20 protein-coding genes are annotated in these 25,173 nt (G+C 71.8%); 12 read left to right on the forward strand and 8 right to left on the reverse strand.

Features of this window, described 5'->3' with window-relative positions; all coding sequences use genetic code 11:
* Positions 1–212 precede the first annotated feature (212 nt).
* Positions 213–1,445 carry an argininosuccinate synthase gene (locus FK498_RS02465; protein WP_141851223.1) on the reverse strand — a complete coding sequence of 411 codons (1,233 nt, stop codon included), beginning with the start codon at positions 1,443–1,445 and terminating at the stop codon, positions 213–215.
* Between the two features lie 180 nt (positions 1,446–1,625).
* On the opposite strand from FK498_RS02465, the gene FK498_RS02470 reads away from it, so the two are divergent.
* Positions 1,626–2,645, forward strand: a complete 1,020-nt coding sequence (locus tag FK498_RS02470; RefSeq protein ID WP_141851224.1) for a DUF4189 domain-containing protein — start codon at positions 1,626–1,628, stop codon at positions 2,643–2,645.
* On the opposite strand, the gene dnaQ is transcribed toward FK498_RS02470, so the two are convergent.
* The 7 genes from dnaQ to FK498_RS02505 all read right to left on the reverse strand — a co-directional run bounded on the left by dnaQ (position 2,646) and on the right by FK498_RS02505 (position 10,193).
* A complete protein-coding gene (dnaQ, locus tag FK498_RS02475) occupies positions 2,646–3,365 on the reverse strand; it encodes a DNA polymerase III subunit epsilon (protein ID WP_141851225.1) in 720 nt (239 codons plus the stop codon).
* On the reverse strand, positions 3,362–3,958 hold the full coding sequence (gene coaE / locus FK498_RS02480) for a dephospho-CoA kinase (protein WP_141851226.1): 597 nt from the start codon (positions 3,956–3,958) through the stop codon (positions 3,362–3,364). The genes dnaQ and coaE overlap by 4 nt, the downstream gene beginning before the upstream one ends.
* Positions 3,955–4,818 (reverse strand): shikimate dehydrogenase, encoded by an 864-nt coding sequence (locus tag FK498_RS02485; protein ID WP_141851227.1) that lies wholly within the window; start codon positions 4,816–4,818, stop codon positions 3,955–3,957. Before FK498_RS02485 ends, coaE begins: the two co-directional genes overlap by 4 nt.
* A 63-nt stretch (positions 4,819–4,881) precedes the next feature.
* On the reverse strand, positions 4,882–5,247 hold the full coding sequence (locus FK498_RS02490; protein WP_141851228.1) for a DMT family protein: 366 nt from the start codon (positions 5,245–5,247) through the stop codon (positions 4,882–4,884).
* Entirely contained in the window at positions 5,244–6,167 is a 924-nt protein-coding gene (locus FK498_RS19140) for a hypothetical protein (protein WP_161988282.1), read from the reverse strand. The genes FK498_RS02490 and FK498_RS19140 overlap by 4 nt, the downstream gene beginning before the upstream one ends.
* Before the next feature lie 19 nt (positions 6,168–6,186).
* Positions 6,187–7,866 (reverse strand): hypothetical protein, encoded by a 1,680-nt coding sequence (locus tag FK498_RS02500; RefSeq protein ID WP_141851229.1) that lies wholly within the window; start codon positions 7,864–7,866, stop codon positions 6,187–6,189.
* A 122-nt stretch (positions 7,867–7,988) separates the two neighbouring features.
* Positions 7,989–10,193, reverse strand: a complete 2,205-nt coding sequence (locus FK498_RS02505) for a TonB-dependent siderophore receptor (protein WP_141851230.1) — start codon at positions 10,191–10,193, stop codon at positions 7,989–7,991.
* A gap of 300 nt (positions 10,194–10,493) precedes the next feature.
* On the opposite strand from FK498_RS02505, the gene FK498_RS02510 reads away from it, so the two are divergent.
* From FK498_RS02510 to FK498_RS02560, 11 genes are all read left to right on the forward strand, one after another.
* Positions 10,494–12,161 carry a thiamine pyrophosphate-requiring protein gene (locus FK498_RS02510; RefSeq protein ID WP_237560810.1) on the forward strand — a complete coding sequence of 556 codons (1,668 nt, stop codon included), beginning with the start codon at positions 10,494–10,496 and terminating at the stop codon, positions 12,159–12,161.
* 68 nt (positions 12,162–12,229) lie between these two features.
* Entirely contained in the window at positions 12,230–13,285 is a 1,056-nt protein-coding gene (locus tag FK498_RS02515; protein WP_141851231.1) for an ABC transporter ATP-binding protein, read from the forward strand.
* A gap of 32 nt (positions 13,286–13,317) precedes the next feature.
* The gene (locus FK498_RS02520; RefSeq protein ID WP_141851232.1) at positions 13,318–14,649 is read left to right on the forward strand and encodes an ABC transporter substrate-binding protein; all 1,332 of its coding nucleotides are present in this window, start codon (positions 13,318–13,320) and stop codon (positions 14,647–14,649) included.
* A 55-nt stretch (positions 14,650–14,704) separates the two neighbouring features.
* Positions 14,705–15,664 (forward strand): carbohydrate ABC transporter permease, encoded by a 960-nt coding sequence (locus FK498_RS02525; protein WP_141851233.1) that lies wholly within the window; start codon positions 14,705–14,707, stop codon positions 15,662–15,664.
* Positions 15,665–15,682: 18 nt separating this feature from the next.
* Positions 15,683–16,582: a carbohydrate ABC transporter permease gene (locus FK498_RS02530; RefSeq protein ID WP_141851234.1), complete on the forward strand. Its 900-nt coding sequence runs from the start codon at positions 15,683–15,685 to the stop codon at positions 16,580–16,582.
* A gap of 231 nt (positions 16,583–16,813) precedes the next feature.
* The gene (locus FK498_RS02535) at positions 16,814–17,857 is read left to right on the forward strand and encodes a C-terminal binding protein (RefSeq protein ID WP_141851235.1); all 1,044 of its coding nucleotides are present in this window, start codon (positions 16,814–16,816) and stop codon (positions 17,855–17,857) included.
* Positions 17,858–17,986: 129 nt separating this feature from the next.
* Positions 17,987–19,804, forward strand: coding sequence for a PAS domain-containing protein (locus FK498_RS02540; RefSeq protein WP_141851236.1), 1,818 nt, complete (start codon positions 17,987–17,989; stop codon positions 19,802–19,804).
* A 31-nt stretch (positions 19,805–19,835) separates the two neighbouring features.
* Complete coding sequence (locus FK498_RS02545; RefSeq protein ID WP_141851237.1) at positions 19,836–21,308, forward strand: Do family serine endopeptidase; 1,473 nt, start codon at positions 19,836–19,838, stop codon at positions 21,306–21,308.
* On the forward strand, positions 21,298–22,626 hold the full coding sequence (locus FK498_RS02550; RefSeq protein WP_141851238.1) for a replication-associated recombination protein A: 1,329 nt from the start codon (positions 21,298–21,300) through the stop codon (positions 22,624–22,626). The genes FK498_RS02545 and FK498_RS02550 overlap by 11 nt, the downstream gene beginning before the upstream one ends.
* Complete coding sequence (locus FK498_RS02555; RefSeq protein WP_141851239.1) at positions 22,623–23,615, forward strand: RluA family pseudouridine synthase; 993 nt, start codon at positions 22,623–22,625, stop codon at positions 23,613–23,615. Before FK498_RS02550 ends, FK498_RS02555 begins: the two co-directional genes overlap by 4 nt.
* Before the next feature lie 54 nt (positions 23,616–23,669).
* Positions 23,670–25,173 (forward strand): AsmA family protein (locus tag FK498_RS02560; RefSeq protein ID WP_141851240.1); only part of this gene is annotated, 1,504 nt, incomplete at its 3' end.

A 25,173-nucleotide genomic window follows, 5' to 3' on the forward strand; every position in this document is an offset into this window, starting at 1 on the left:
GAATGCAACCAAGGAGGTAGTGTAACACTCGTGTAGCGATGCCTGGTGTGGCTGCTTGCCGCAGGCAAAACCTATTCGTCCACACAGGTGCGGGCTGGGCATCCCGCGGACGAAGCGCCCCCTGACCCCCGCCTCGCGCGGGGGTCTTGCACTCTCAGGGCAAGCCCCGCTGGGCTAGCGTGCCCCGCGAGGGATGGTCCTGGCGGGCGGGGCTACAGCGCCCCGCCCTTGCGCCCCGCCATCGCGCCCAGCCTGAGCCGCAGCGCGTTCAGCCGGATGAAGCCCGCGGCGTCCTTCTGGTCATAGGCGCCCTGGTCGTCCTCGAAGGTGACGTACTTCATCGAGTAGAGGCTGTGCGGGCTCTCGCGGCCCGAGACCATCACGTTGCCCTTGTAGAGCTTCAGCTTCACCCGCCCGGTGACATGCTCCTGGCTCGCGTCGATCGCGGCCTGCAGCATCCGTCGCTCGGGCGCGAACCAGAACCCGTAATAGATCAGCTCGGCATAGCGCGGCATGAGCTGGTCTTTCAGATGCGCGACCTCGCGGTCGAGCGTGATGCTCTCGATCGCGCGATGGGCGGCGAGCAGGATCGTGCCGCCCGGCGTCTCGTAGACGCCGCGCGACTTCATGCCGACGAAACGGTTCTCCACCAGATCGAGCCGACCGATGCCGTTCTCCTTCCCGAGCGCGTTGAGCCGCGTCAGCAGCGTCGCCGGCGACAACCGCTCGCCGTTCAGCGCCACCGCGTCGCCGCGCTCGAAGTCGATCGCGATCTCGGTCACGCGGTCGGGGGCCGCCATCGGGCTCAGGGTGCGCTGATAGACGATCTCGTCCGCCTCCATCCCCGGTTCCTCGAGGATCTTCCCCTCGGAGGACGAGTGCAGCAGGTTCGCGTCCACGCTGAACGGCGCCTCGCCGCGCTTGTCCTTGGCGATCGGGATCTGGTGCTTCTCGGCGAAGTCGAGCAGCGCCGTGCGCGAGGTGAGCTCCCACTCGCGCCAGGGCGCGATCACGGTGACGTCCGGCTTGAGCGCGTAGTAGGAGAGCTCGAAGCGCACCTGGTCGTTGCCCTTGCCGGTCGCGCCATGCGCGACCGCATCCGCCCCGGTCGCTTCCGCGATCTCGATCTGGCGCTTGGCGATCAGCGGCCGCGCGATCGAGGTGCCGAGCAGGTACTGGCCCTCGTAGAGCGCGTTCGCCCGGAACATCGGGAAGACGAAGTCGCGCACGAACTCCTCGCGCAGGTCGTCGATGAAGATGTTCTCGTCCTTGATGCCGAGCAGGCGCGCCTTGTCGCGCGCGGGGCCGAGCTCCTCGCCCTGGCCGAGATCGGCGGTGAAGGTGACGACCTCGGCGCCGTAGGTCGTCTGCAGCCACTTCAGGATCACGGAGGTGTCGAGCCCGCCCGAATAGGCGAGCACGACCTTCTTGACGGTCTTCTTCATCGGGGAACCTGTTGAAAGCCGGGGAAACGGTGGCGGACAATGGCAGCGCAGGTGCGGCAGGACAAGGTGAGGCGCATGCGGCGACGGGGGGGACGGGATCCGTCGGGCGCGGCGATGCCGCGCGGGGCCGCGCGCGGCTCCGGGGCGCGCGGAACCGTCCCGCCATCGCGGCGGGGCGGTGTGCTCGCCGCCCTCGCCTGGCTCTGGCCGGCGCTGGCCATCGCCCAGCCCGTCCCGATCGCCGATCCCGCCGGGCCGCCCGGCGCGAACGCCGAGACGCGTGCCGCCTGGGCGCGCTTCATCGGCTACAACACGCACCGTGCCTTCGCGATCGGGCCCCGTGGCGAGGGCGGAGCGGCGTGGGGCGCGCGCGACCTCGACCAGGCGAAGGCCACAGCACTCGCCAACTGCGCGCGCCGCGCCGGCACGGACTGCCGACTCTACGCGGTCGATCTGGCGATCGTCGATCCCGCCAGGGCCTGGAACCCGCCCTCGGCCGCGCCGGCAAGCCTCGGCATCGGCGGCTTCGCCTGGGAGATCGTGCCGGATGCGCGCTATCTCTGGCGCGGCGCGGCGACCGCCGCCGGCGCGATCGTGTTCGGCCACGGCCGCGGTGCCAACAACGCCGACTATCGCGGCACGCAGCCGCAGACCTGGGTGCGGCACTTCAACCTCGCCGGCTTCGACGTGCTGCGCTTCGACCGCCACCCGAACAGCGACGACGCCGACCGCGCCGCCGGCTGGCTGCGCGACGGGCTCAGGCGGCTGCGCGCCGCCGGATACCGGCGGATCGTCGTCGCCGGCCAGTCGCGCGGGGCCTGGAACGCGCTGCAGGTGCTCGACACGCCGGGGCTGGTCGATGTGGCGGTCGCGATCGCGGCGGCGGCGCACGGCCAGGGCGGCAGCATGAACCTCAACGCGCAGGCCGATCAGTTGCGCTCGATCGTCGAGCGCGCCGACGCCCCGTCCGCACGCGTCGCCTTCGTGCAGTTCGCGCACGACCCGTTCGTGCTCGACCCCGACGGGCGCGCCGCGCTGATCCGGGACCGGCTCGGCCGACGGGTGGCGGCGGTGCTGCTGATCGACCGGCCCGAGGGCTTCGCCGGCCATGCCGCCGGGCAGCACTGGCAGTTCGCCGACCGGTTCGGCGCCTGCCTGGTCGCCTTCGCCACCGCGCCCGCTCCGCCCGCCTCCTGCTGATCAGCGCGGTGTCGTTGCGCTGCCGTAGGTCTCGGGTTCGAGCCGAGCCCAGAGCGCACCCTCGATCGAGGCGATGAAGGCGCGGTGCGCGGCAAGCTCCTCCGCGCTCGGCACGATCGGCCGCGGCCTGCGCGTGGGCGGGGCGGCGGCCCGCGCGCCGCGCACCGCCCCGCGCGCGGCCGGTGCGAGCCCCAGCCCCGGCTGGCGGCCGCCCAGCAGCTCGAGATAGACCTGGGCGAGCAGCTGGCAGTCGAGCAGCGCGTTGTGGGTGGTGCGCATCGAGATGTCGATGCCGAAGCGACGGCAGAGCGCGTCGAGATTCGCCGGCAGGCCAGGATGGCGCCTGCGCGCGAGCGCCACCGTGTCGATCGCGCGCGCCGGATCGATCGGCGGCAGGTCGAGCCGGGCGAGTTCGGCATTGATGAAGCCGATATCGAAGGGCGCATTGTGCGCGACGATCGGATCCTCGCCGAGGAAGGCGAGCAGCTCGTCGGCGATCTCGCCGAAGGCGGGCTTGCCGATCAGGCTCGCGCGCGTGATGCCGTGGATGCGTTCCGCCTCGGGGTCGATCTCGCGCCCCGGGTCGACCAGGCGGTGCAGCACCCGCCCCGTGGGCACATGGTTCCTCAGCTCGAGGCAGCAGATCTCGATGATGCGGTGCCCCTGGGCGGCCTCGAGCCCGGTGGTCTCGGTGTCGAGCAGCACCTCGCGGTCGCTCATCGCCCGCCCTCGCGAAGCCGCGCCACCAGGCGCCGGATCGCGCGCTGGGCATGGTGGCGCGACAGCCCGGTGCGGATGACGGTATCGGCGCGGCGGCGCTTCTCGGTATCCGGCATCTGGCGTGCGCGGATCGCGGCGAGCCGGGCCTCGGTCATGCCGGGCCGGGGGAGCACGCGGGCGCGTTGCGTCGCCGCCGGGGCACTGACGACGACCACATGGTCGACCCGGCGATCGCTTCCCGTCTCGAACAGCAGCGGGATGTCGAGCACGGCGAGGGGGCGGCGCGCGCGGCGGCAACGGGCGAGGAAGCGCCGTTCCTCCTGCCGCACCAGGGGGTGGATCGCCGCTTCCAGCCGCGCCAGGAAGGCCGGGTCGGAGAGCGCGCGCTGCCGCAGCGCCTCGCGCACGACCGAACCGTCCGCCACGGCCTCCGGGGCGAGGGCGGCAATCGCGGCGACGCCTGCGCCGCCCCGGGCGTAGAGCCGGTGCACGGCGGCATCCGCGTCGTGCACGGGGATGCCGAGACGGCGGAAGGTCCGCGCGGCGGTCGACTTGCCCATGCCGATGCCGCCCGTCAGCCCGATCACGATCATGCCGCCTCGGCGGTCTCCGGCACGTCGCCGGCGACGAAGCGGGCGAGCTCGTCGTCCACCTCCGGATCGATGCCGAACCACGCGCGGAAGCCGGGACGCGCCTGGTGCAGCAGCATCGGCAGCCCGCCCAGGGTGCGGAGCCCGCGTGCGGCGGCGGCGGCGAGCAGCCCGGTGATGCGCGGCACGTAGACGATGTCGGCGACGATCGCCTCCGCCGGCAGGCGGTCGAGCGGCAGATCGGGCGAGGGCGTGCCCTGCATGCCGAGCGAGGTGGTGTTGACCAGGAGGCGCGTGGCGGGAAGGAGGTCAGCGGCCTCGTCCCAGCCGGCGGCCGCGACAGGTCCCCCGAGCGCGGCGCAAAGCGCCTCGGCGCGGCTCCGCGTGCGGTTGACGAGGACGAGGCGCGGACAGCCGCCGTCGAGCAGGGCGGCGGCGATGGCGCGGGCGGAGCCGCCGGCGCCGAGGAGGGTGGCGGGTGTGGCGGCGAGATCGACGCCGGGCACGGCCTGGCGCAGACCTGCGAGGAAGCCCCAGCCGTCGGTGTTGGAGCCGGCGATCGTGCCGTCGGGCCGAAACACCAGCGTGTTGACGGCACCGGCGCGGTTCGCAGTCGCGTCCACCTCGTCGCAGACGGCGAAGGCGGCCTCCTTGTGCGGGATGGTCACGTTGGCGCCCCGGAACCCGAGGTCGCGCAGGGATCGCACGGCATCGGCGAAGCGTTCGGGCCGCACCGGCAGCGGCAGGTAGGCACCGTCGATGCGATGGCGTTCGAGCCAGAACCCGTGCAGGCGCGGCGAGCGCGAATGCGCGACCGGCCAGCCCAGTACGCCGGCAAGCCGCGATGTCCCGGAGAGAATCATGCACCGAGCATAGCGGAGTGGCCGGATGGGGGGAGGGGCGAACCGCAGCGGCCGGACCAGCGGTCAGCGGCCGGGCAGGAAGATGAATACCACGGCGGCGACGAGGCAGATGGCGGCGGCGAGGTAGTTCCAGGTGAGCTGCTCCTTGAGGAACCAGACGGCGAAGGCGGCGAACACCGCCATGGTGATCACCTCCTGCATCACCTTGAGCTGCTGCGCGGTGTAGGCGCCGAAGCCGATGCGGTTGGCCGGCACGGCGAGGCAGTACTCGAAGAAGGCGATGCCCCAGGAGGCGACGATGGCAAGCCCCAGGCTCCAGTGCGGCCGCTTCAGGTGGCCGTACCAGGCGAAGGTCATCAGCACGTTCGAACCGATCAGCAGCAAAGGCGGCAGCACCCAGGCAAGCCACGGTGCAGGCAGCGGGATCATCGCGGCACGGCCTCCTCGGAGGGGCGATAGACCGCGCGGATCGCCGGCAGGGCCTCGCGCCACTTGGTGTAGACCTTGCCGACATCCGAGAGCGGCTTGGCGAGGAGGCGCAGGTTGACCGCGAAGACCGCGGCGCCGGCAAGTTCGCTCTCGCCCGGCAAGAGCCGCGGATCGAGCGCCCAGGCGGCGAGCGCGGAGAGGGCGAGGAAGGTCCAGAGTGCGGCGTCGAGGCCACGCTCGGTCAGCCATTTCAGGATCTCGAAGCGGATCGATCCGCGGAAGATCCGCTCCTGCGTCTCGGTGAATCGGCCGCGTTCGGCCGCGCCTGTCGTCGCGGCGATCCTGGCCTGCCAGCCGAGGATCTGCAGGCTGACCAGTTCGAGCCGCTTGCCGATCAGCCAGACGCAGCCGAGTGCCGGCACCAGCGCGCCCAGCATCAGCGGCACCCAGCCCGCGCCGAGCGTGAGCTGCCAGGCGAGCACGCCGATCACCTCGGCGGGGATGCGCCAGCCGTCCTTGTAGACGGCCTCGAACCCCTTGCGGGCGATGTCGCAGCCGTAGAGCACCTGGCTCACGTCCCGCGCCGCGTGCTCGACCTGCCGCCGCGCGAGGAAGATGCGCTGGAGCACGACGAGGAGGCGGGCCTCCATCGCCTTGGAGGCGACCTTCTCGCCGAATTCGACGACCGCGACGGCGAGGATGATCGCGGCGAAGAGCGGGCCGATCGCGGCGATCACGCCGAGGATCGTCGCCTCGGGTGCGCGGATCGCCTCGACCAGGCGGCCCGTGGCCCAGGCATAGGCGGGCATGACGGCGGCCTTGGCGGCGAGCGCTGCCATCAGGGCGGCGAGGAAGCCGCGCAGACTCCAGAGCGTCGCCGCCATCTCGCCCGCGAGCGGGCGCGTGACGGGGATGCCCATGACGGGCATCCCCAGCACATCAGGCCGCATCCGGCAGGGCCATCGCCACGATCCGCGTCCTGTCGGTGACGAGGACCGCGCGATCGAGCAGGGCGGCGCTGCGCGCGGCCTCCGGCCACCCGGCCAGCGCGGTCCAGTCGCCTTCCCCCTGGCGCTTGATCCAGGCCCGCTTGCGGTCCCAGACCAGCACGCGCTCGTCATTGGCGGCGATCCCGATCGCTCCGGTGGCGGCAGCCGGTGTCGCGTCGGCCACGTCGGCCCGGATCGCGATCAGGCGATCCTCGACGGCGGCGAGGAGGCGGTCGCCATCCGCGACGATGCGCGCCTCGTGCACGGCCTGGGGCGCGAGGGGGGCGAGGCTGCCGGATGCGGGATCGAACACGAACAGTCCCTGTCCCTCCAGGCCGACCAGGAGCGTGCCCTCGCGTCGTGGTGCGAGCGCCTCGACCGCCGCCGCGGGTACGGCGTCCACCGGGGCGAGGCGTTCGGCATCGGCCAGCGGCGCCGCGAACAGCCCGCCCTTGGTGCCGAGCCAGAGCCTCTCCGCCGCGATGGCGAGGGTGCGGAACTCGCCGTAATGCCGCACGCCGGCCGGCAGCTTCGGCTTGACGTAGTCCCAGCGCGCCCCGTTCGTGGCGCTGACGAAGAGGCCGCGCTGGCAGAGGAGGAACCAGCGGCCATCGGGCGCGCGCGCGATATGTTCCGCGTCGAGCACGTTCCATTCGGCATCCGCGGGCCGCCATGTGGCGCCGCCGTCCTCGCTCAGGAACGTTCCGAAGCTGCACGTCGCCAGGACGGCGCCACGGTCGAGCGCGAAGAGCTTCTTGCGCTTGCCGAGCCGTGCGCGCCGATCGGCGCCGACCGCCTCCGCCAGATCGACGACCGACCCGCGGAGCGGATCGAACAGCATCGCGCCCTGTACGCCGGCGGCGAGGATGCCGTCCGGCAGCAGGTGGACGAACTCGGCCTCGGCGATCGCCGGATGGAACGCCTCGAGATGCCGACGTCCCGGTCCGACGATCTCGGCCTTGTCCCCGTCCAGCACGAGCACCGTGCCGTCGGCCGCCAGTTCCGCCGCCGTGATCGGATGCTTCTTGTAGCCGCCGCGACGGCCATCACGCCGGAAGGCGCCGTGCCAGCGGGTCACCACGTGGCGGAGATCGGCGGCGACCGGGACGTCGCCGTAGTGGCCCATCTCGGTCATCGTCCAGGTCGCGCCGCCATCGCCGCTCTCGGCGAGCGCGGGAAGCCGCCGGTCGCCCTGCTTCTTGATGCGCAGGATCAGCCGTCCGGGAAGCTCGTGGATGCCGATCACCTCGCAACCGGCCCCGCCGAACAGGCGCACCCAGCCATCCTCCTGCGCCGCATAGAGCCCGTTCTTGGTGCCGACGAGGATGCGGTCCGCGGCGGCACTGACGGTCGCGATCTTCTCGCCTGCGGGACCGGCGCGCCGGCTGCGTTCGGCCCCGGCGCCGTCCAGCAGCACGATCTCGCGACCGACCGCCGCCACCATGCCGCCGGGGGCGGGACCGAGCGCCTGGACGGAGGCGTCCGCGAGCGCGCCTGCCGGGCGCAGGATGTCGCCCGGGTCGCGGCGGCAGAGGCCCGCCTCGGTGGCGAGCCACACGCGGTCGCCGACGCGCAGCGTCGCCTTCACCTCGGCGCGCGCGAAGGCGTCGATGTTGGAACTCACAGTCATGTCAGGGGTCCATGGATGGCCCGCGTGCATCGCGCACCACCGGGCCGGTTCAGGGTTGCGGCTCTGCATCCCCGCGGCGGGTTCTGCCACCGGCCCTACTTGCGAGTCAATCGCAATCCGCATCACAGCGACGCCTTCAGCCCGAGGAAGAAGACGCGGCCGCTGTCGATGATGGCTTGGCGGCTCAGCACGCCGTTGGTGCGTTCGAACTCGTCGCGCTTCTGGTTGGTCAGGTTCTCGCCGCTCGCGAACACCGCGAGCCCGGGCACGAGACGCTGCTCGAGATAGACATCGACGAAGGTGGTCGGCTCCAGCTCCTTGTAGCGCAGCGCGCCGTTGCCCTCGTTGCTCAGGATGATGCGCGTCGTGACGTAGTTGACGCCGACCGAGACCAGCGTGCCGCGCGCCTCGTCGTTCCATTCCAGCACGGTGTTGGCGACGAAGCGCGGCACTTCGGAGAAGCGGCGCGGTCCAGTGATCGGGTCGTTGACGCGACTCTCCAGCAGCGTCTGGTTGAGCCTGAGGCCGAACGGCGCCAGCCAGTCGAGCCCCGTGATGCCGCCGCTCAGCCGCTGCTCGAACTCGATGCCGCGCACGCGACCGTCGCCGGCGTTGCGGTACTCGAACTGGTTGGGCGCGAACTCGTTGGCGTCGATCACGTCCGTGATGCTGCGATGGAACAGGTTGACGCCGAGGAAGACGTGCTGGCCGGCATAGTCGGCGCCGACATCGAACGACCACGCGCGGGCGGGCCTGAGATCGGGATTGCCGAAGAACACGCGCGGCCCCCGCCGCGTCGTGCCGGGCGCGATCTCCTCGAGCTTGGGCCGGTTCACCTGGCGCGAGACGGCGGCGCGCAGGGAGAGGCCCTCCGTCAGGCGGAAGGAGACCGGCAGCGAGGGCAGGACATCGGTGAAGCCGGGGGTCGAACTGCCGCGGCCGCCGTCGAGATCGTAGCCCACGTGCTCGAGACGGAGCCCCGGGATCAGCGTCCAGCGACCGAACTCGATGCGGTTCTGGATGTAGCCGGCGAGGTAGGTCTCGGAGGCGGTGTAGTCGGCTTCCGTGGAGCGCAGGATGTCCGCCGCGGTCTGCGAGCGGCTGCCGTTGGCGGCGACCGTGAAGAGCTCGGCATTGTTGCGCCGATCGACACGCCGCAGCTTGAGGCCCGACTTCAGTTCGGTGGCGAAGGGCTGGTCGAGCCGCCAGGCGAGGCTCGCGCCCAGATCCCACTGCCAGTCGCGCACGCTGCTCTCCTCGGCCGAAGCGTTCTGGAACGCGCCGGCGGGGCTGAAGGTGCGGGTCAGCCCGTCCTTGCCGAGCTGGGCCGTGCTCAGCGCGGCATCCAGCGCGAGGGTGAGCCGTTCGGCGAGCCTCTGCTCCAGGCCGACCGCGAGGCTCGCCACGGTCAGACGCTCCTCGCCTTCGGCGAGCTGGCGGTTCAGCTGCACACCGGTGTCGCGGCGGTAGGTGTCGCGCCGTCGCGGATTGTCGATCAGCGAATGCAGCAGCGTCTGCCGCAGGGTCAGCCTGCCGCCGTCCCAGACCCAGCCGAGCTGGCCGAGCGCGTCGATGTTCGTGAAGTCCTTGGGATCGCGCTCATCGACGATCTGGCCCTGACCGCCCGGCCCGCCCTGGAAGGTGCGTTCGCTGAAGTCCTTGATCTTCCAGATGCGCCGGCGATCGACATTGATCGCGCCGAGCAGGCCGAAGCCGTCGGAGAAGCGGCGCGCGACCAGCGCCCCGGCCTGCTGGTTGCGGCCGTCGATCAGCGCGTCGTTGCCGCCGAGCGCGCCGCGCAACTCGAGCGCGTCGCGCGGCGGCACGGGACGGGTCTCAATCAGGATGCGCCCGCCGATGCCGTCCGCCTCGTACTCGGCGGAGGGATTGCGCAGGATGCCGACCGACTGCAGCAGGAAGCCGGGGAGCGTGGTCGGCTCCAGGCTGCGCGCCCCGGCGCCGGAGGGAAGCTGCAGCCCGTCGACCTGCACGCGGGTGAAGTCGGGGGTCAGCCCGCGCAGGCCGAAGTTCTTCTTCTCTCCCGGCGGGCCTGACAGCACGACGCCGGGCAGGCGCGGGATGATGTCGGAGGCACGGTCGGCCGGCAGCCGGGTGAAGTCCTCGCGGCGGAGCTGGACCTCGGGCACCGGCTCGCCGATCCGCGCCGCCTCGGGAAACATGCGCTCGCCGGTGACCACCACCGGCGGCAGCGCCGTCGGTTCGATGGGGGCCTGCGCGAAGGCCGGCCGGGCGAGGGGGGGAAGGAGCGCGAGCGCGCAGGCGCCCAGGCGGACGGCGCGCACGCCGGTCGGAGCGGACGACGTCATGGCTGTGTTGGACCTCAGTCAGGGGCGGCCGGCCCCCTTCGGCGGGGGCTGGAGGGACGTGTTCGGCGTCGGTGCCCGGTCTCTCCCGTGCCGGCCGTGGTTCAGGGTTGCGGAAGGTGCATCCCCGGGGTCTTCATCAATGAAATGCAAATGAGAGTCAATCGCATTATTGCCCGCCGCGCGGCCAGCCATGCACGCGCGCGCCGGCGGAGGCGAAACGTCCGCCGCCGCCGTGCGGCGTCCGCGCCGCGCGGGGGGTTGCGGCGCTGCGCCGGGCGTGCCTAGGCTGATGCATCAGGCGTGTCGAAACGGTACAACAACGGAGGGGACGGGGCGGTGAAGGTCGGCCAGGCGATCGCCGAGATCATGCGGCGCGAGGGGATCGAGATCCTCTGCGGCTATCCCGTCAATCACCTGATCGAGTTCGCCGCCGCGATCGACATCCGCCCGATCATGGTGCGCCAGGAGCGGATCGGCCTGCACATGGCGGATGCGATCTCCAGGCTGTCCTCGGGGCGCAAGCTGGGCGCGTTCTGCATGCAGCACGGGCCGGGGGCCGAGAACGCGTATGGCGGCGTCGCCCAGTGCTTCGGCGAGTCGGTCCCGGTGCTGGTGCTGCCGATGGGCTATCAGCGGCGGCTGGCGCAGCTCGAGCCGAACTTCAACGCGACCCAGGCGATGCGCAGCGTGACGAAGTCGGCGGAGGCGATCTGGCTGCCGCAGGAGACGCCGAACGTGCTGCGGCGCGCCTTCACGCGGCTGCGCAACGGCCGCGGCGGGCCGTGCCTGGTCGAGATCCCGTCCGACATCTTCAACGAGGAGGTCCCGGAGCCGCTCGACTACACGCCGGTCGTGTCCACCCGCTACGGGCCCGATCCGGTGGACGTGGAGCGCGCGGCGGCGATGCTGGCCGAGGCGAAGCGGCCGGTGATCTATGCCGGCACGGGCGTGCACTGGGCGCGCGCCTGGCCGCAGCTCAGGGCGCTCGCCGAGCTGCTCGCCGCCCCGGTGACGACCAGCCTGGGAGGCAAGAGCGCCTTCCCCGAGACCCATCCGCTCTCGGCCGGATCGGGCGGCGTGGCCACGCCGGCCACCATGCCGCATGTGCTGAAGGCGGCCGACGTGATCCTCGGCGTGGGCTGCAGCTTCACCGAATCGAGCTTCGCGGTGCCGATGCCCAAGGGCAAGCGGATCATCCATGCCACGCTCGATCCGAACCACCTCAACAAGGATGTGCCGGTCGCGCTCGGCCTGATCGGCGATGCGGCGCTCACGCTCGAGGCGCTGATCGCGGCGCTGAAGGACAGGATCAGGGAGGCCCGGGACGGTGCCGCGGTGGCCGCGGAGATCGCCGCGGTGCGCAGGCCCTGGCTCGAGAGGTGGTCGGCCAAGCTCGACAGCGACGCGGTGCCGCTCTCGCCCTATCGCGTGATCCGCGACCTGATGCGCACGGTGGACGTCGCGAACACCATCATCACCCACGACGCGGGCAGCCCGCGCGACCAGCTCTCGCCGTTCTGGGTCGCGACCGAGCCGCTCTCCTATCTCGGCTGGGGCAAGACGACGCAGCTCGGCTACGGGCTCGGCCTGGCGATGGGCGCGAAGCTCGCCCGGCCCGACAAGCTCTGCATCAACGTCTGGGGCGACGCCGCGATCGGCTTCACGGGCATGGACTTCGAGACCGCGGTCCGCGAGCGGATTCCGATCCTGTCGATCCTGCTCAACAACTTCTCGATGGCGATCGAGCTGAAGATCATGCAGATCTCGACCGAGAAGTACCGTTCGACCGACATCTCCGGCGACTACGCGGCGATGGCGCGCGCCTTCGGCGGCTACGGCGAGCGGGTGGAGCGGCCCGAGGACATCGTTCCGGCGATCCGGCGCGGGATCGAGCAGACCCGCAACGGCGTGCCCGCTCTTCTGGAGTTCATCACGGCCAAGGAGACGGAAGTCTCGCGCCCGACCTAGCGATGTTGCATGATGCGGGGGCCGCACGCTGAAGGCCGAAGGCCGCGCGGCCCGGACGGGGAGGAAGAATGGCGTCGGTCGAGATCCGCAACGTGAGGAAGTCCTTCGGATCCACCGAGGTGCTGCACGGCGTGTCGGTGGACATCGCCGATGGCGAGTTCGTGGTGCTGGTCGGCCCCTCGGGCTGCGGCAAGTCGACGCTGCTCCGCATGATCGCCGGGCTCGAGAACATCACCTCGGGCGAGATCGTGATCGGCGGGCGGGTGGTGAACAACGTGCCGCCGAAGGACCGGGACATCGCCATGGTGTTCCAGAACTATGCGCTCTACCCGCACATGACCGTGTTCGACAACATGGCGTTCTCGCTCAAGCTCGCCGGCGCGCCGAAGGCGGTGATGGAGCAGGAGGTGCGTCGGGCGGCGACCATCCTCGGGCTCGAGCAGCTGCTGCACCGCTATCCGCGCCAACTCTCGGGCGGGCAGCGCCAGCGCGTCGCCATGGGACGCGCGATCGTGCGCAACCCGCAGGTGTTCCTGTTCGACGAGCCGCTGTCGAACCTGGACGCGAAGCTGCGCGTCGCGATGCGGGCCGAGATCAAGGAGCTGCACCAGCGGCTCGCGGTCACCACGGTCTACGTGACCCACGATCAGATCGAGGCGATGACCATGGCCGACACGATCGTGGTGATGAACAGCGGCAATGTCGAGCAGGCCGGTCCGCCGCTCGAACTCTATGACCGGCCTGCGAACCTGTTCGTCGCCGGTTTCATCGGCAGCCCGGCCATGAACATGATCGCGGGGCGGATCGAGGACGGTGCCTTCCTGGCGGAGGATGGCATGCGCTGGCCGCTGCCGGCGAATGGCGCCGCGCGTCACCGCGGCGAGGCGATCTACGGCATCCGTCCCGAGCATCTCCGCCTCGACCCGGACGGCATCCGCGCCACCGTGCAGGTGGTGGAGCCGACGGGATCGGAGACGCAGGTGCTGCTGCGCGCCGGCAAGGCGCACATGATCGGCGCGTTCCGCGAGCGCGTCTCGGCGCGCCCGGGCGAGGTCCTGCCGATCTCGCCCGACCCGGCGCTGATCCATCTGTTCGACCGGCGATCGGGCCGGCGGATCCAGTAGGCAACAGAGCGAACAAGGGAGGAGCAGAGGACATGGTCCACATCATCACGCGACGCGGCGCGCTGGCCCTGGGGGCCGGCGCAGCCGCCATGATGGCCCTGCGCGAGGAGGCGGCCGCGCAGCAGATCCCGACCCAGCCGGCCGACCCGCCGCGCCTGCCGATCGAGAGCGGGGCCTCCCTGCGCGTGATCCGCCCGGCGCGGTTCGTCGCCCCCGACGAGGAGTTCTTCCGCGCCAATACCGAGAAGTTCTCCAAGCAGTTCAACGTGCCGGTGCGCGTCGACTTCGTCGGGTGGGAGGACATCCGGCCGCAGACGGCGGTTCTGGCGAACACGGGCACCGGCCCGGACGTGGTGATCGGCTGGTCGGACGATCCGCACATCTACGCGGACAAGCTGCACGACCTCTCCGACGTCGCCGAGTATCTCGGCAAGAAATACGGCGGCTGGCAGTTCCTCGCCGAGAAGTACGGCAAGCGCCATCGCACCAACAACTGGATCGCGATCCCGCTCGGCGGCTCGACCGGGCCGCTGGTGTACCGGATCTCGGCGGTGAAGGAGGCCGGGTTCGACAAGATCCCCGAGGACCACGCCGGCTTCCTGCAGCTCTGCAAGCGCATGAAGGAGATCGGCAAGCCGGCGGGCTTCGCGCTCGGCAACGCGGTGGGCGACGGCAACGGCACCGCGAACTGGCTCACCTGGTCGTTCAACTCGTTCCTGACCGACGAGGACGGCAAGGTCGCGATCAACCAGCCGGCGACCATCCGGGCGCTCGAGTACCTGAAGGAGCTCTATCCGACCTTCGTGCCGGGCACGCTCTCCTGGCTCGATCCGACCAACAACCGCGCCTATGCCGCGCAGGAATGCTGGATGACGCCGAACGGCGTATCGCTCTACTTCGCGCTGAAGAACGATCCGAACACGCGCCACATCGCCGAGGACACCGACCACGCCAACCTGCCGCGCGGGCTCGCGCCCGATGCGCCGCAGTCGGCCACCATCATCAATGCGATGGTGTTCAAGAGCGTGCGCTACCCGAACGCGGCCAAGGCCTACATCCAGTTCATGATGGAGGCCGAACAGTACAACCCCTGGCTGACCGCCTGCCTCGGCTACTGGTCGCACCCGCTGAAGGCCTACGACGCGAGCGCGGTCTGGACCAGCGACCCGAAGATCGCGCTCTATCGCCGTGGCCTCGATTACCGCTACTGGTCCGGCTACAAGGGGCCGATCACGGCGGCTTCCGGCACCGCCGCCTCCGAGTATGTGCTCGTGCAGATGTACGCCTCGGTCGCCGCGGGCCAGGCGACGCCGCAGCAGGCGGTGCAGGAGGCGGAACGGCGCGCGAGGCGCATCTTCCGCTGAAGCGAGAAGGGCGCCGCCGGCATCGCGCCGGCGGCGCCAGCCGCGCGAGGATACCATGGACGCCACCGCATCGGCGATCGCCTGGACGAGGGAACGGGCCCAGCCCTGGTGGCTCGTCCGGCTGTTCGACTGGAAGCCGTTCCTGATCTTCGCCTGCATGCTGCCCGCGGTCGGGCTCCTGATGGTGTTCCTGACCTATCCGCTGGGGCTCGGGATCTGGCTCGCCTTCACGGACGCGACGATCGGCCGCGACGGGCGCTGGGTCGGGCTCGAGAACTTCATCTGGCTGGCCGAGGACCCGATCTTCTGGTCCTCGGTGTTCTACAGCGTGTTCTACACGGCGGTCGCGACGGTCGGGAAGTTCGGGCTCGGGCTGTGGCTCGCGCTGCTGCTCAACAACCACATTCCGTTCAAGAGCCTGCTGCGCGCGATCGTGCTCCTGCCCTGGATCGTGCCGACCGTGCTCTCGGCGATCGCGTTCTGGTGGATCTACGACGCGCAGTTCTCGGTGATCTCGTGGTTCGTGGTGGACGTGCTGGGCTTGCGCGACACCTATTTCGACTTCCTCGGCTCGACCTGGCCGGCGCGCTGGTCGCTGATCGCCGCGAACATCTGGCGCGGCATCCCGTTCGTCGCGATCACGCTGCTCGCCGGGCTGCAGACCATCTCGCCCTCGCTCTACGAGGCGGCGCTCCTCGACGGCTCGACCGGCTGGCAGCGCTTCCGCTACATCACCTTCCCGCTCCTGCTGCCGATCCTCGCGATCGTGATGACGTTCTCGATCATCTTCACCTTCACGGACTTCCAGCTCGTCTACGCGATCACCCGGGGAGGCCCGGTCAACTCGACGCATCTGATGGCGACGCTGGCATTCCAGCGCGGCATCCCGGGCGGCCAGCTCGCCGAGGGAGCGGCGATCGCGGTGGCGATGGTTCCGTTCCTGGTGTTCGCGACCCTGTTCAGCTACTTCGCGCTCGCGCGGCGGAAGTGGCAGCAGGGCGAGAGCAACGACTGAACGGGCCGGAGGAGGACGATGAGCGACGCCGCCGCCGTGGAAGGCAAGCAGGGCGCCACCGTCGTGCCGGAGATGATGTCGTGGGACACGCGCACCCGCCGCGTGGTGACGATCTACGTGCCGCTCGCCTGCTTCGTGTTCATCCTTCTGTTCCCGTTCTATTGGATGGCGATCACGGCGTTCAAGCCGAACAACGAGCTCTACAACATGCGGGACTACAACCCGCTCTGGATCAGCTCGCCCACGCTCGATCACATCCATCACCTGCTCTTCAACACCGCCTATCCGTCGTGGCTGCTCACGACGATGATGATCGCCGTCGCCTCGACCTTCCTGTCGCTGTTCGCGGCCACGCTCGCGGCCTACGCGATCCAGCGGCTGCGCTTCCGCGGCAGCCAGTATGTCGGGCTCGCGATCTACCTCGCCTATCTCGTGCCGCCCTCGATCCTGTTCATCCCGCTCGCGGCAATGGTGTTCAAGCTCGGCCTGTTCGACAGTCCCTTCGCGCTGATCCTGACCTATCCGACCTTCCTGATCCCGTTCTGCACCTGGCTGCTGATCGGCTACTTCAAGTCGATCCCCTACGAGCTCGAGGAGTGCGCGCTGATCGACGGCGCGACCCGGCTGCAGATCCTGACCAAGATCACCCTGCCCCTCGCGACCCCCGGGCTGATCAGCGCCGGCATCTTCTCCTTCACCCTCTCCTGGAACGAGTTCATCTACGCGCTCGCCTTCATCCAGTCCTCGGAGAAGAAGACCGTTCCGGTCGCGATCCTGACCGAGCTCGTCACCGGCGACGTCTACCAGTGGGGGGCGCTGATGGCGGGCAGCCTGCTCGGTTCGCTGCCGGTGGCGATCTTCTACTCGTTCTTCGTCGACTACTACGTCTCCTCGCTGACGGGGGCGGTGAAGGAATGAGGGAGCGGATGCGGATCGCCCGGCCGAGGCGTCGGGCTGCGCATGCGGTGCAGTGCGGTGCCGTGCTCCCCGCGCGCATGACCGATCGCCTCTCGCCGGTCCGGCGCGCCGCAGACGAACGCGCCCCGCGATGCGGCGCAGGATCGCGTCCCGACCCTGGCGAGGCCGCCCTCGGCGTCCGCCCGTTCCGCACCTGACCGTCTGACCATCCGACCATCCAGGAGACCGACCTTGGCCAAGTACACCATCCTCACGCCCGCCGGCGCGTCCTTCACCACCGCAGGCGGCGGTTACGACTACGAGATGGAGGCGCTCGCGGGCATGGACGCCGCGATCGTCGAATGCCCCGCGACCGAGGAGGGGTTCATCGCCGCCGCGCCGGGTGCCGATGCGGTCTACGCCAAGGGGATGAAGTTCACGAAGCGCATGATCGATGCGCTGACGAAGTGCAGGGCGATCGTGCTCGGCACGGTGGGTGTGGACTACGTCGATGTCGATGCCGCGACGGCCAAGGGCATCCCGGTCACGAACTGCCCCGATACCTTCATCGAGGAGGTGGCGGACCATGCGATGATGCTGCTGCTCGCCGCCCATCGCCGCTGCATCGAGCAGGACCGCATGGTGCGCGAGGGACGCTGGGGCGAAGGCCGTCCGCAGCTCCTGCAGATCCCGCGCCTGATGGGGCTGACCCTCGGCTTCATCTCCTTCGGCCGGGTCGCGCGCCAGGTGGCCAGGCGCGCGCGCCCCTTTGGCCTGCACATGCTCGCCTACGATCCCTTCGTGCAGGAGCTCGTGATGTCCGACTACGGGGTCGAGCCCGCCACGCTCGCCGAGGTGCTGCAGCGGTCGGACTTCGTCTCGATGCACGCGCCCGACACGGCGCATACGCGGAAGATGCTGACGGATGCGCATTTCGCGCAGATGAAGAGGACGGCGATCTTCATCAACACAGGCCGCGGCCCGACCGTGGACGAGGCGGCGCTGATCCGCGCGCTCGAGACGAAACAGATCGCCGGCGCCGGGCTCGACGTGTTCGAGGTCGAGCCGCCGAGGCCCGACAACCCTCTGCTGAAGATGCCGCACGTGATCCTCTCGCCGCACAACGCCTCCGCTTCCTCGCGCTTCGATCCGGCGCGCAAGCGCCGCGTCGGCCAGGAGCTCGCGCTCGTGCTCTCGGGGCGCTGGCCGATGTCCTGCGTCAACCCGACCGTGCTGCCGGGCAGCGGCCTCAAGCGCTGGCAGCCCTATGCGATGGATCGCGGCCCGAACAGCTGATCTCCGCCAGCCGAGGCCGCGCGCTTCGCCGGGTCGGTCTCGGGCCCGCGCGCCATCCTGGCCGGGCGGCGGCGATCCGCGCTACCGTCGACCTCGTTGAGGAACCGCACGCCGGAGGACGGCGTCGCCATGCTCGAGGTTGCCCTTCCTGCGCTCGAGCGCGACGGTCTCGCGCTTGCGCTCATTGCCTGCGCCGATCGGCGGGTGATCGCCAGCAATGCCGTGCTGTCGCAGCTCTCCGGCCATCCCGCGGCGCTGCTGCGCGAGCGCGGCCTCGGCCTGCTCGTGACGTCGGAGACGGAGCCGGCGACGCTCGCCGCGCTCGATCGGGCGATCGCCGCCGGTTCCGAACTCCGCGGCGAGATCTGCTGGGCGCGCGCCGACGGCTCGCGGTTCTGGTTCGGCTTCACGGTGATCCCGCTCGGCGCGGTCGCCGACGCCGGCCCGTCCGTCCTGCTGATGGGCCGCGACATCACCGAACGGCGCCGCCGCGCGCGCGAGGAGGCCACCGTCCAGGCCGTGTTGGCGCTGGTCTTCCGCAGCATCGACGTCGCCGCCGCAGTGATCCTGCCGGACGACCGCATTCTGGCCGCCAATCCGGCCTATGCCGCGCTTACCGGCTACGGCCAGCGCGACCTGGAGGGGATGTCGGTCGATCGCCTGACCGCGCCGGAGAGCCGCGACGAGGCACGCCGGCTGCGCGCCGCACTGCGCCGGACGGGCGAGGCCTATCGCATGCCGCTCGCGCTGCGGCGCAAGGACGGCAGCGTGCTGCCGGTGGAACTCCACGCCGTGGCGGTGGAGTACGAGGGCACCCGGTTCCGTGTCGTTACCCTGCACCGGAAGGATGACCGAGCGGCGGAACCCGAGGCGCGGCGTCAGCTCGTCGTGGGCAAGGTCGGGTTGATCCGGCTCGACCCGCTGAAGGAGGCCTATGGCGCGCGCTGGCCGCAGGTGGAGGCGCGGCTGATGATGCTCGCCGAACAGGTGCTCAAGCGTCGGCTCGAAAGCGGCGACGTCTATGCCCGCACGCCCGATGGCGGCTTCGCGGTATGGTTCGCGCGCGGCAACGAGACCGAAAAAGCGGACCGCATCGCCGCCATCACGCGCGCGATCCGCATCCGTCTGATCGGTGCGCTGGACGAGGGCGTGGCGCCGGAGATCCGGGGCCATGCCGCCTGGGTGCCGGCACAGGACATCGAAGTGCCGCCCGGACCCGAGACCCTCGCCTCGACCCTGATGGAGCGGCTGGCAGCGCGCCAGACGGCGCTGCGCGCCGAGGTGCTGGCGGGACTGAAGGTCGCGCTCGCCGCGCCGGCGATGGTGCAGGAGCGGCTGGTGACCCCCGACGGCGCCACCGGGCTGATCTGGACCGCGCTCGCGCCGGAACTCGTGCGGCGGATCGAGGCGGCGCGTGCGCTGGCCGAGGAGCGCGACGCCGCAGGACTGCCGGACCCCGACCTCGTCCTGCTCGGCGCGGCCGCCGAGCAGGTGCTGACGGCGCTCGCGCGCGGCGAGCGCCTGCCGTGGGCGGTGCCGGTCTCCTTCGAGACCGTGGCCGTCGCCGGGCGCCGACGCGCCCTGCTTGCCGCCTGCCGCGCCCTGCCGGCCGGGGCGCGCGAGGGACTGACACCGGTGCTGGACGGGATGCCGCCCGGTGTCAATCCGCAGCGCCTCGTCGAGTTCGGACAGGATCTGGCCCCCCTGTTCGGGGCGCTCGGGATCGCGACCGCGACGCCCGCCCTGCCGCCGCTGCCGCCGGGGCTCGGCCCTTTTTCACTGCTCGTCTTCGACGGCACGGCGCTGCAGCCGGTGCCGGAGGCGCGGCTCAGCCGGCTGTTCGGCGAGGCGCGCATGCGCCGCCTGCGCGTGGCGGTGCGCCAAGCTGGGCCGCAGGCGCAGCGTCTCGCCAGGCTGGGCGCCCAGTTCGTCGGCGTCGCGGCCTGACCACGCAGCCCGGACGCACTATCTTGGGCACATGACGCAGAGGCCTCTCCCGATCGTCGCCGCGCTGGTCGCGGTGGCCTGTGCCGGCGCACCCGCCATGCGGGCCGAGCCGGCGCCTGTCCCGGATACGGCCCGGACGGCCGTGCTGGAACTCGCCCAGGCGCCTGCCCCGCGCGTGCCGACAACGCGCGCCGACCTCGCCGTCACCTTCGCGCCCGTGGTGCGCGCGGCCGCGCCTGCGGTCGTCAACATCTACACCCGCCGCGTGGTGCGCACCGCGCCGCCGCTGCTCGCCGACCCGTTCTTCCGCCGCTTCTTCGGCCTCGACCCCGACGGTCCCTTCGCGCCGCAGGAGCGCGTGCAGACCAGCCTCGGCTCGGGTGTGATCGTCGATCCCTCGGGCGTGGTGGTCACCAACAACCACGTGATCGGCGAGGCCGACGAGATCACCGTCGTGCTCGCCGACCGGCGCGAGTTCGCCGCGCGCATCCTGGGGCGCGATCCGCGCACCGATCTCGCCGTGCTGCGCATCGATCCCGGCCGCGAGCGCCTGCCTACGCTCGCCTTCCGCGACTCCGACGAGATCGAGGTGGGCGACATCGTGCTCGCGATCGGCAATCCCTTCGGCGTCGGCCAGACGGTGACGCAGGGAATCGTCTCGGCGCTCGCGCGCACCGGCGTCGGGATCAGCGACTACAAGTTCTTCATCCAGACCGACGCGGCGATCAACCCGGGCAATTCGGGCGGTGCGCTGGTCACCACCGACGGCCGACTGGTCGGCATCAACACCGCGATCTTCAGCCGCTCCGGCGGTTCGATCGGCATCGGCTTCGCGATCCCCTCGAACATGGTGCGCCGGGTGGTGGCCGGGTTCACGGGCGGCGGGCTCGCACGGCCCTGGCTCGGCCTGCGCGCCGACACCGTCACCGCCGAGATGGCGCAGGCGCTCGGCCTCGCCCGCCCCTCGGGCGCGATCGTCGCCGAGGTCGCTCCCGGCAGCCCGGCCGCGCGCGCCGGCATCCGCCGCGGCGACGTGATCACGGCGATCGACGGGCGGCCGGTCGAGGACGCCGAGGCGCTGCGCTTCCGCATCGCCACCCAGCCGACGCGCGGCAGCACGCAAGTGACGGTGCTGCGCGGCGGGCGGCCGACCGCGCTCACCCTGCCGCTCGAGCCGCCACCCGAGGATCCGCCGCGCCGGGCGACGCTCCTGCGCGGCCCGCATGCGCTGGCCGGTGCGGTGGTTGGCAACCTCTCGCCCGCGCTTGCCGACGAGCTCGGCCTCGACCTGCTCGAGCGCGGCGTGGCCGTGATCGAGGTGCGCGAGGGTTCGCCCGCCGCGCGCGTGGGCCTGCGTCCCGGCGACATCATCCTGCGCATCGCCGGACAGGAGGTGGGCAGCGTCGAGGCGGCACAGGGCGCACTCGAGCGCCGGCGGCCCGGCCCGTTGCGCGTCGCGATCCGGCGCGAGGGTCGGGTCATGGAGGCGACGCTTGCCGGCTGAGGCCGACCTCTTCGGCACCGATGCCGCGCCGCCGCCGCAGCGCGACGATCCTGCCCGCCCGCTCGCCGACCGGCTGCGGCCGCAGACGCTGGAGGAGGTGGTCGGCCAGGATCACCTCACCGGGCCCGAGGGCGCGATCACGCGCATGCTGGCGCAGGCGAGCCTCTCCTCGATCATCCTCTGGGGCCCGCCGGGCACCGGCAAGACGACGATCGCGCGGCTGCTCGCGGCGCGTGCGGGCCTCGCCTTCGTCTCCCTCTCGGCGGTGTTCTCCGGTGTCGCCGACCTCAAGCGCGCCTTCGAGGAGGCACGGCGCCGGCGGGCCGCCGGACAGCGGACGCTGCTGTTCGTCGACGAGATCCACCGCTTCAACCGCGCCCAGCAGGACGGGTTCCTGCCGGTGGTGGAGGACGGCACGGTGGTGCTGGTGGGTGCGACCACCGAGAACCCCTCCTTCGAGCTGAACGGGGCGCTGCTGTCGCGCTGCCGCGTCCTGGTGCTGAAGCGGCTCGACGAGGCGGCGCTCGAGGCGCTGCTCGCCCGCGCCGAGCGTCTCGCCGGTCATCCCCTGCCGGTGACGGAAGAGGCGCGCGCGGTGCTCTGCGCCATGGCCGACGGCGACGGCCGCTACCTGCTCAACCTTGCGGAACAGCTTCTCGCGCTGCCCGCCGAGACGGAACCGCTCGGCCCCGACGGGCTCGCGCGCGTGCTGGAGCGGCGCGCCGCGCTCTACGACAAGGACCGCGAGGAGCACTACAACCTCATTTCCGCCCTGCACAAGTCGATGCGCGGCTCCGACCCCGACGCAGCGCTCTACTGGCTCGCGCGCATGATCGTGGGCGGCGAGGACCCCCGCTACATCGCCCGCCGCGTGCTCCGCTTCGCCTCCGAGGATGTGGGGCTGGCCGACCCGACCGCGATCCATGCCGCACTCGCCGCCTGGGAGACCTATGAGCGGCTCGGCAGCCCGGAGGGCGAACTCGCGATCGCCCAGGCCGTGCTGCATCTCGCGAGCGCACCGAAATCCAACGCCGCCTATGTCGCCTGGGGGGCGGCGCAGCGCGCGGCGCGCGAGACCGGCTCGCTGATGCCGCCCAAGCACATCCTGAACGCACCGACGCGGATGATGCGGGAGCTCGGCTACGCGAAGGGCTACGCCTACGATCACGACACCGAGGAGGGGTTCTCGGGCCAGGACTACTTCCCCGAGGGCATGGAGCGCCCGCGCTTCTACCGCCCGACCACGCGCGGCCGCGAGGCGGCGATCGCCGAGCGGCTCGCCGAATGGGATCGGCTCCGGCAGAAACGGCGCCCATGAGCACCGTCGAGACCCGCACCGTCGCCGAGGACGAGGCCGAGATCCGGCTCGACCGCTGGTTCCGCCGCCACTTCCCCGGCATCCCCCATGGCGTGCTCGCCAAGCTGCTGCGCACCGGGCAGATCCGCGTGGACGGCAGGCGCGCCGAGATCGGCACGCGGCTCGCGCCCGGACAGGCGGTGCGGATCCCGCCGCTCGGTGCACTCGACCCGCCGCGGCCGAGGCGCGCCCTCGAGGTCGATCCGCGCGAGGCGAAGGAGCTCGAGCGCCTCGTGCTCTACCGCGACGCGAGCGTGATCGTGCTCGACAAGCCCTTCGGCCTGCCCGTGCAGGGCGGGCCCGGGATCGTCAAGAGCCTCGATGCGCTGCTCGACGCCTTGCGTTTCGGCGCGGACGAACGACCGCGGCTCGTGCACCGGCTCGACCGCGACACCACCGGCGTGCTCGTGGTCGCGCGCACGGCCGGGGCCGCGAGCCGACTCGCCGCCGCCTTCCGCTCGCGCGACGCGGAGAAGACCTACTGGGCGGTGACCGTCGGCGTGCCCAGCCCGCGCGAGGGGCGGATCGACGCCCCGCTCGCCAAGCGCGCCGGGCAGCGCGGCGAGCGCGTCGCGCTCGCCGGGCACGACGAGGACGATGCCGCGCGCGCGATCACCGACTACCGCACGCTCGATGCCGCCGGGCGACGGGCGGCCTGGCTCGAACTCTCTCCCCTCACCGGCCGGACGCATCAGCTCCGCGTGCATTGCGTCGGCCTCGGCTGCCCGATCCTGGGCGATGCCAAGTACGGCGGCGCGGCGGCGATGCTGGAAGGCTTCCCCGACCGGCTCCACCTGCACGCGCGCGGCATCGCGATCCCGCATCCCGAGGGCGGGGTGCTGCGGGCCGAAGCCCCGCTGCCGGCGCACATGCGCGCGACCTTCGCCGCGTTCGGCTTCGCGGCACCGCGCCCCATCAAACCCGCGCGGGTGGCGGGGCGGCGCGGCTGACGTCCCGGACCGCGGCCGCGCTACTCTGCGAGCCGGCATCAGAGGAGACCCGCCATGCGCATCCTGCGCTACGTGCTCATCGGCCTCGGCGCCGTGCTGCTGCTCGCCGTCGCGGCGGTGGCGGTGTTCCTCGCGACCTTCGACGCCGAGGACTACAAGCCGCGCATCGAGGCGGCGGCGCGCGACGCGACCGGGCGCGAACTGACGCTCGCGGGTCCGATCCGGCTCAAGCCCTCGCTGCGGCCGACGCTCGAGGTCAAGGACGTGACCTTCGCCAATGCCGAGTGGGGCAGCCGGCCGGCGATGGCGCGGCTCGCGGCGATGGAGGTGGCGCTCGCGGTGCTGCCGCTCCTGCGCGGCGAGATCGCGATCGAGCGGCTCGTGCTGGTCGAGCCCGACATCCTGCTGGAGACGGATGCCGAGGGGCGCGGCAACTGGGAGGTCGCTCCGCGCGCGGCCGAGCCAGCGGCGCCTCGGCCCGGCGCGCCGCCGGGGGAGCGCCGTGCGCCGCCGCAGGTCGCGGTCGATCTCCTGCGCATCGAGCGCGGCACGGTCGCGTTCCGCGACGGCCGGAGCGGCGGGACCACGACGCTGTCGATCCCGCGGCTCGAGGCCGCGATCCCGGCGGGGCAGCCGATGCGCCTCGACCTCGACGCCGCGCTCGACGGCACTGCGGTCGCGGTCGCGGGCACCGCGGGCCCGCTCGCCCGACTGCTCGATCCGGCCGCGCGCACGCCCTATCCGATCGATCTCACCCTGCGTCTCGCGGATGCGCGCGTCGCACTCAAGGGCACGATCGCCGAGCCGATGACCGGCAAGGGCTACGACCTCGCGGTGGAGGCGCGCGTGCCCGACCTCGCCCGGCTCGCCGCCGCCATGCCCGGCGCGCCCTCGGTGCCGGCGCTGCGCGGGCTCGAACTCGCAGTGTCCGCCCGCGACACCGGCGCGCCCGTTCCGGAGCTGCGCGCGATCGCCCTGAGGCTCGGCGAGAGCGACCTGTCGGCGATCGCGCCGGGGGTTGCGGTGCGGCGCATCGAGGTCGCCGCCCCGGACACGGCGAGCCCGATCCGGGTCGCCGGCGAGGTGGTGGTGAACGAGACGCCGACCCGGCTCGACGGCACGCTCGGCCCGCTCGCGGCGCTGATTCCGGGCGGAGGCGCCGACCGGCCGTGGCCCGTCGACGTGACGCTGACGGCCTCGGGCGCGCAGGCGGCAGTGAAGGGCCAGGTGCTGAACCTCGCCTCGTCCTCGCCGGCGGCGGATGTCACGCTCGATCTCCGCGTGCCCGATCTGGCCGCCCTCTCGCGCCTCGCCGGGACGGCGCTGCCGCCGCTGAAGGATCTCGCGGCGGCCGGCCGGGTGCGCGGACCGGGCAACCGCGGCCAGGTGATCGTCAGCGACCTCGCGCTGAAGGCCGCCGGGTCGGATCTCGGCGGCACGCTGACGGTCACGCCGGCGCCCAGGCTGCGCGTCGAGGCGGCGCTGCAGGGGCGGCTGATCGACGCCGATGCGCTGATGGCCGCACTCGGCGCGGAGGGGCCGGCGGGGGGCGCCCCTC

This window comes from Elioraea sp. Yellowstone (genome assembly GCF_006704265.1).
Taxonomy (GTDB): domain Bacteria; phylum Pseudomonadota; class Alphaproteobacteria; order Acetobacterales; family Acetobacteraceae; genus Elioraea.

Bases quoted from the DNA above. Each gene is read 5' to 3' on its own strand.
- FK498_RS02515 (WP_141851231.1), top strand. From the start codon at position 12,230: ATGGCGTCGGTCGAGATCCGCAACGTGAGGAAGTCCTTCGGATCCACC.
- FK498_RS02485 (WP_141851227.1), bottom strand. From the start codon at position 4,818: ATGATTCTCTCCGGGACATCGCGGCTTGCCGGCGTACTGGGCTGGCCG.
- FK498_RS02525 (WP_141851233.1), top strand. From the start codon at position 14,705: ATGGACGCCACCGCATCGGCGATCGCCTGGACGAGGGAACGGGCCCAG.
- FK498_RS02555 (WP_141851239.1), top strand. From the start codon at position 22,623: ATGAGCACCGTCGAGACCCGCACCGTCGCCGAGGACGAGGCCGAGATC.
- FK498_RS02490 (WP_141851228.1), bottom strand. From the start codon at position 5,247: ATGATCCCGCTGCCTGCACCGTGGCTTGCCTGGGTGCTGCCGCCTTTG.
- FK498_RS02500 (WP_141851229.1), bottom strand. From the start codon at position 7,866: ATGACTGTGAGTTCCAACATCGACGCCTTCGCGCGCGCCGAGGTGAAG.
- FK498_RS02540 (WP_141851236.1), top strand. From the start codon at position 17,987: ATGCTCGAGGTTGCCCTTCCTGCGCTCGAGCGCGACGGTCTCGCGCTT.
- FK498_RS02505 (WP_141851230.1), bottom strand. From the start codon at position 10,193: ATGACGTCGTCCGCTCCGACCGGCGTGCGCGCCGTCCGCCTGGGCGCC.
- FK498_RS02465 (WP_141851223.1), bottom strand. From the start codon at position 1,445: ATGAAGAAGACCGTCAAGAAGGTCGTGCTCGCCTATTCGGGCGGGCTC.
- FK498_RS02520 (WP_141851232.1), top strand. From the start codon at position 13,318: ATGGTCCACATCATCACGCGACGCGGCGCGCTGGCCCTGGGGGCCGGC.
- FK498_RS19140 (WP_161988282.1), bottom strand. From the start codon at position 6,167: ATGGGCATCCCCGTCACGCGCCCGCTCGCGGGCGAGATGGCGGCGACG.
- FK498_RS02545 (WP_141851237.1), top strand. From the start codon at position 19,836: ATGACGCAGAGGCCTCTCCCGATCGTCGCCGCGCTGGTCGCGGTGGCC.
- coaE (WP_141851226.1), bottom strand. From the start codon at position 3,958: ATGATCGTGATCGGGCTGACGGGCGGCATCGGCATGGGCAAGTCGACC.
- FK498_RS02530 (WP_141851234.1), top strand. From the start codon at position 15,683: ATGAGCGACGCCGCCGCCGTGGAAGGCAAGCAGGGCGCCACCGTCGTG.
- dnaQ (WP_141851225.1), bottom strand. From the start codon at position 3,365: ATGAGCGACCGCGAGGTGCTGCTCGACACCGAGACCACCGGGCTCGAG.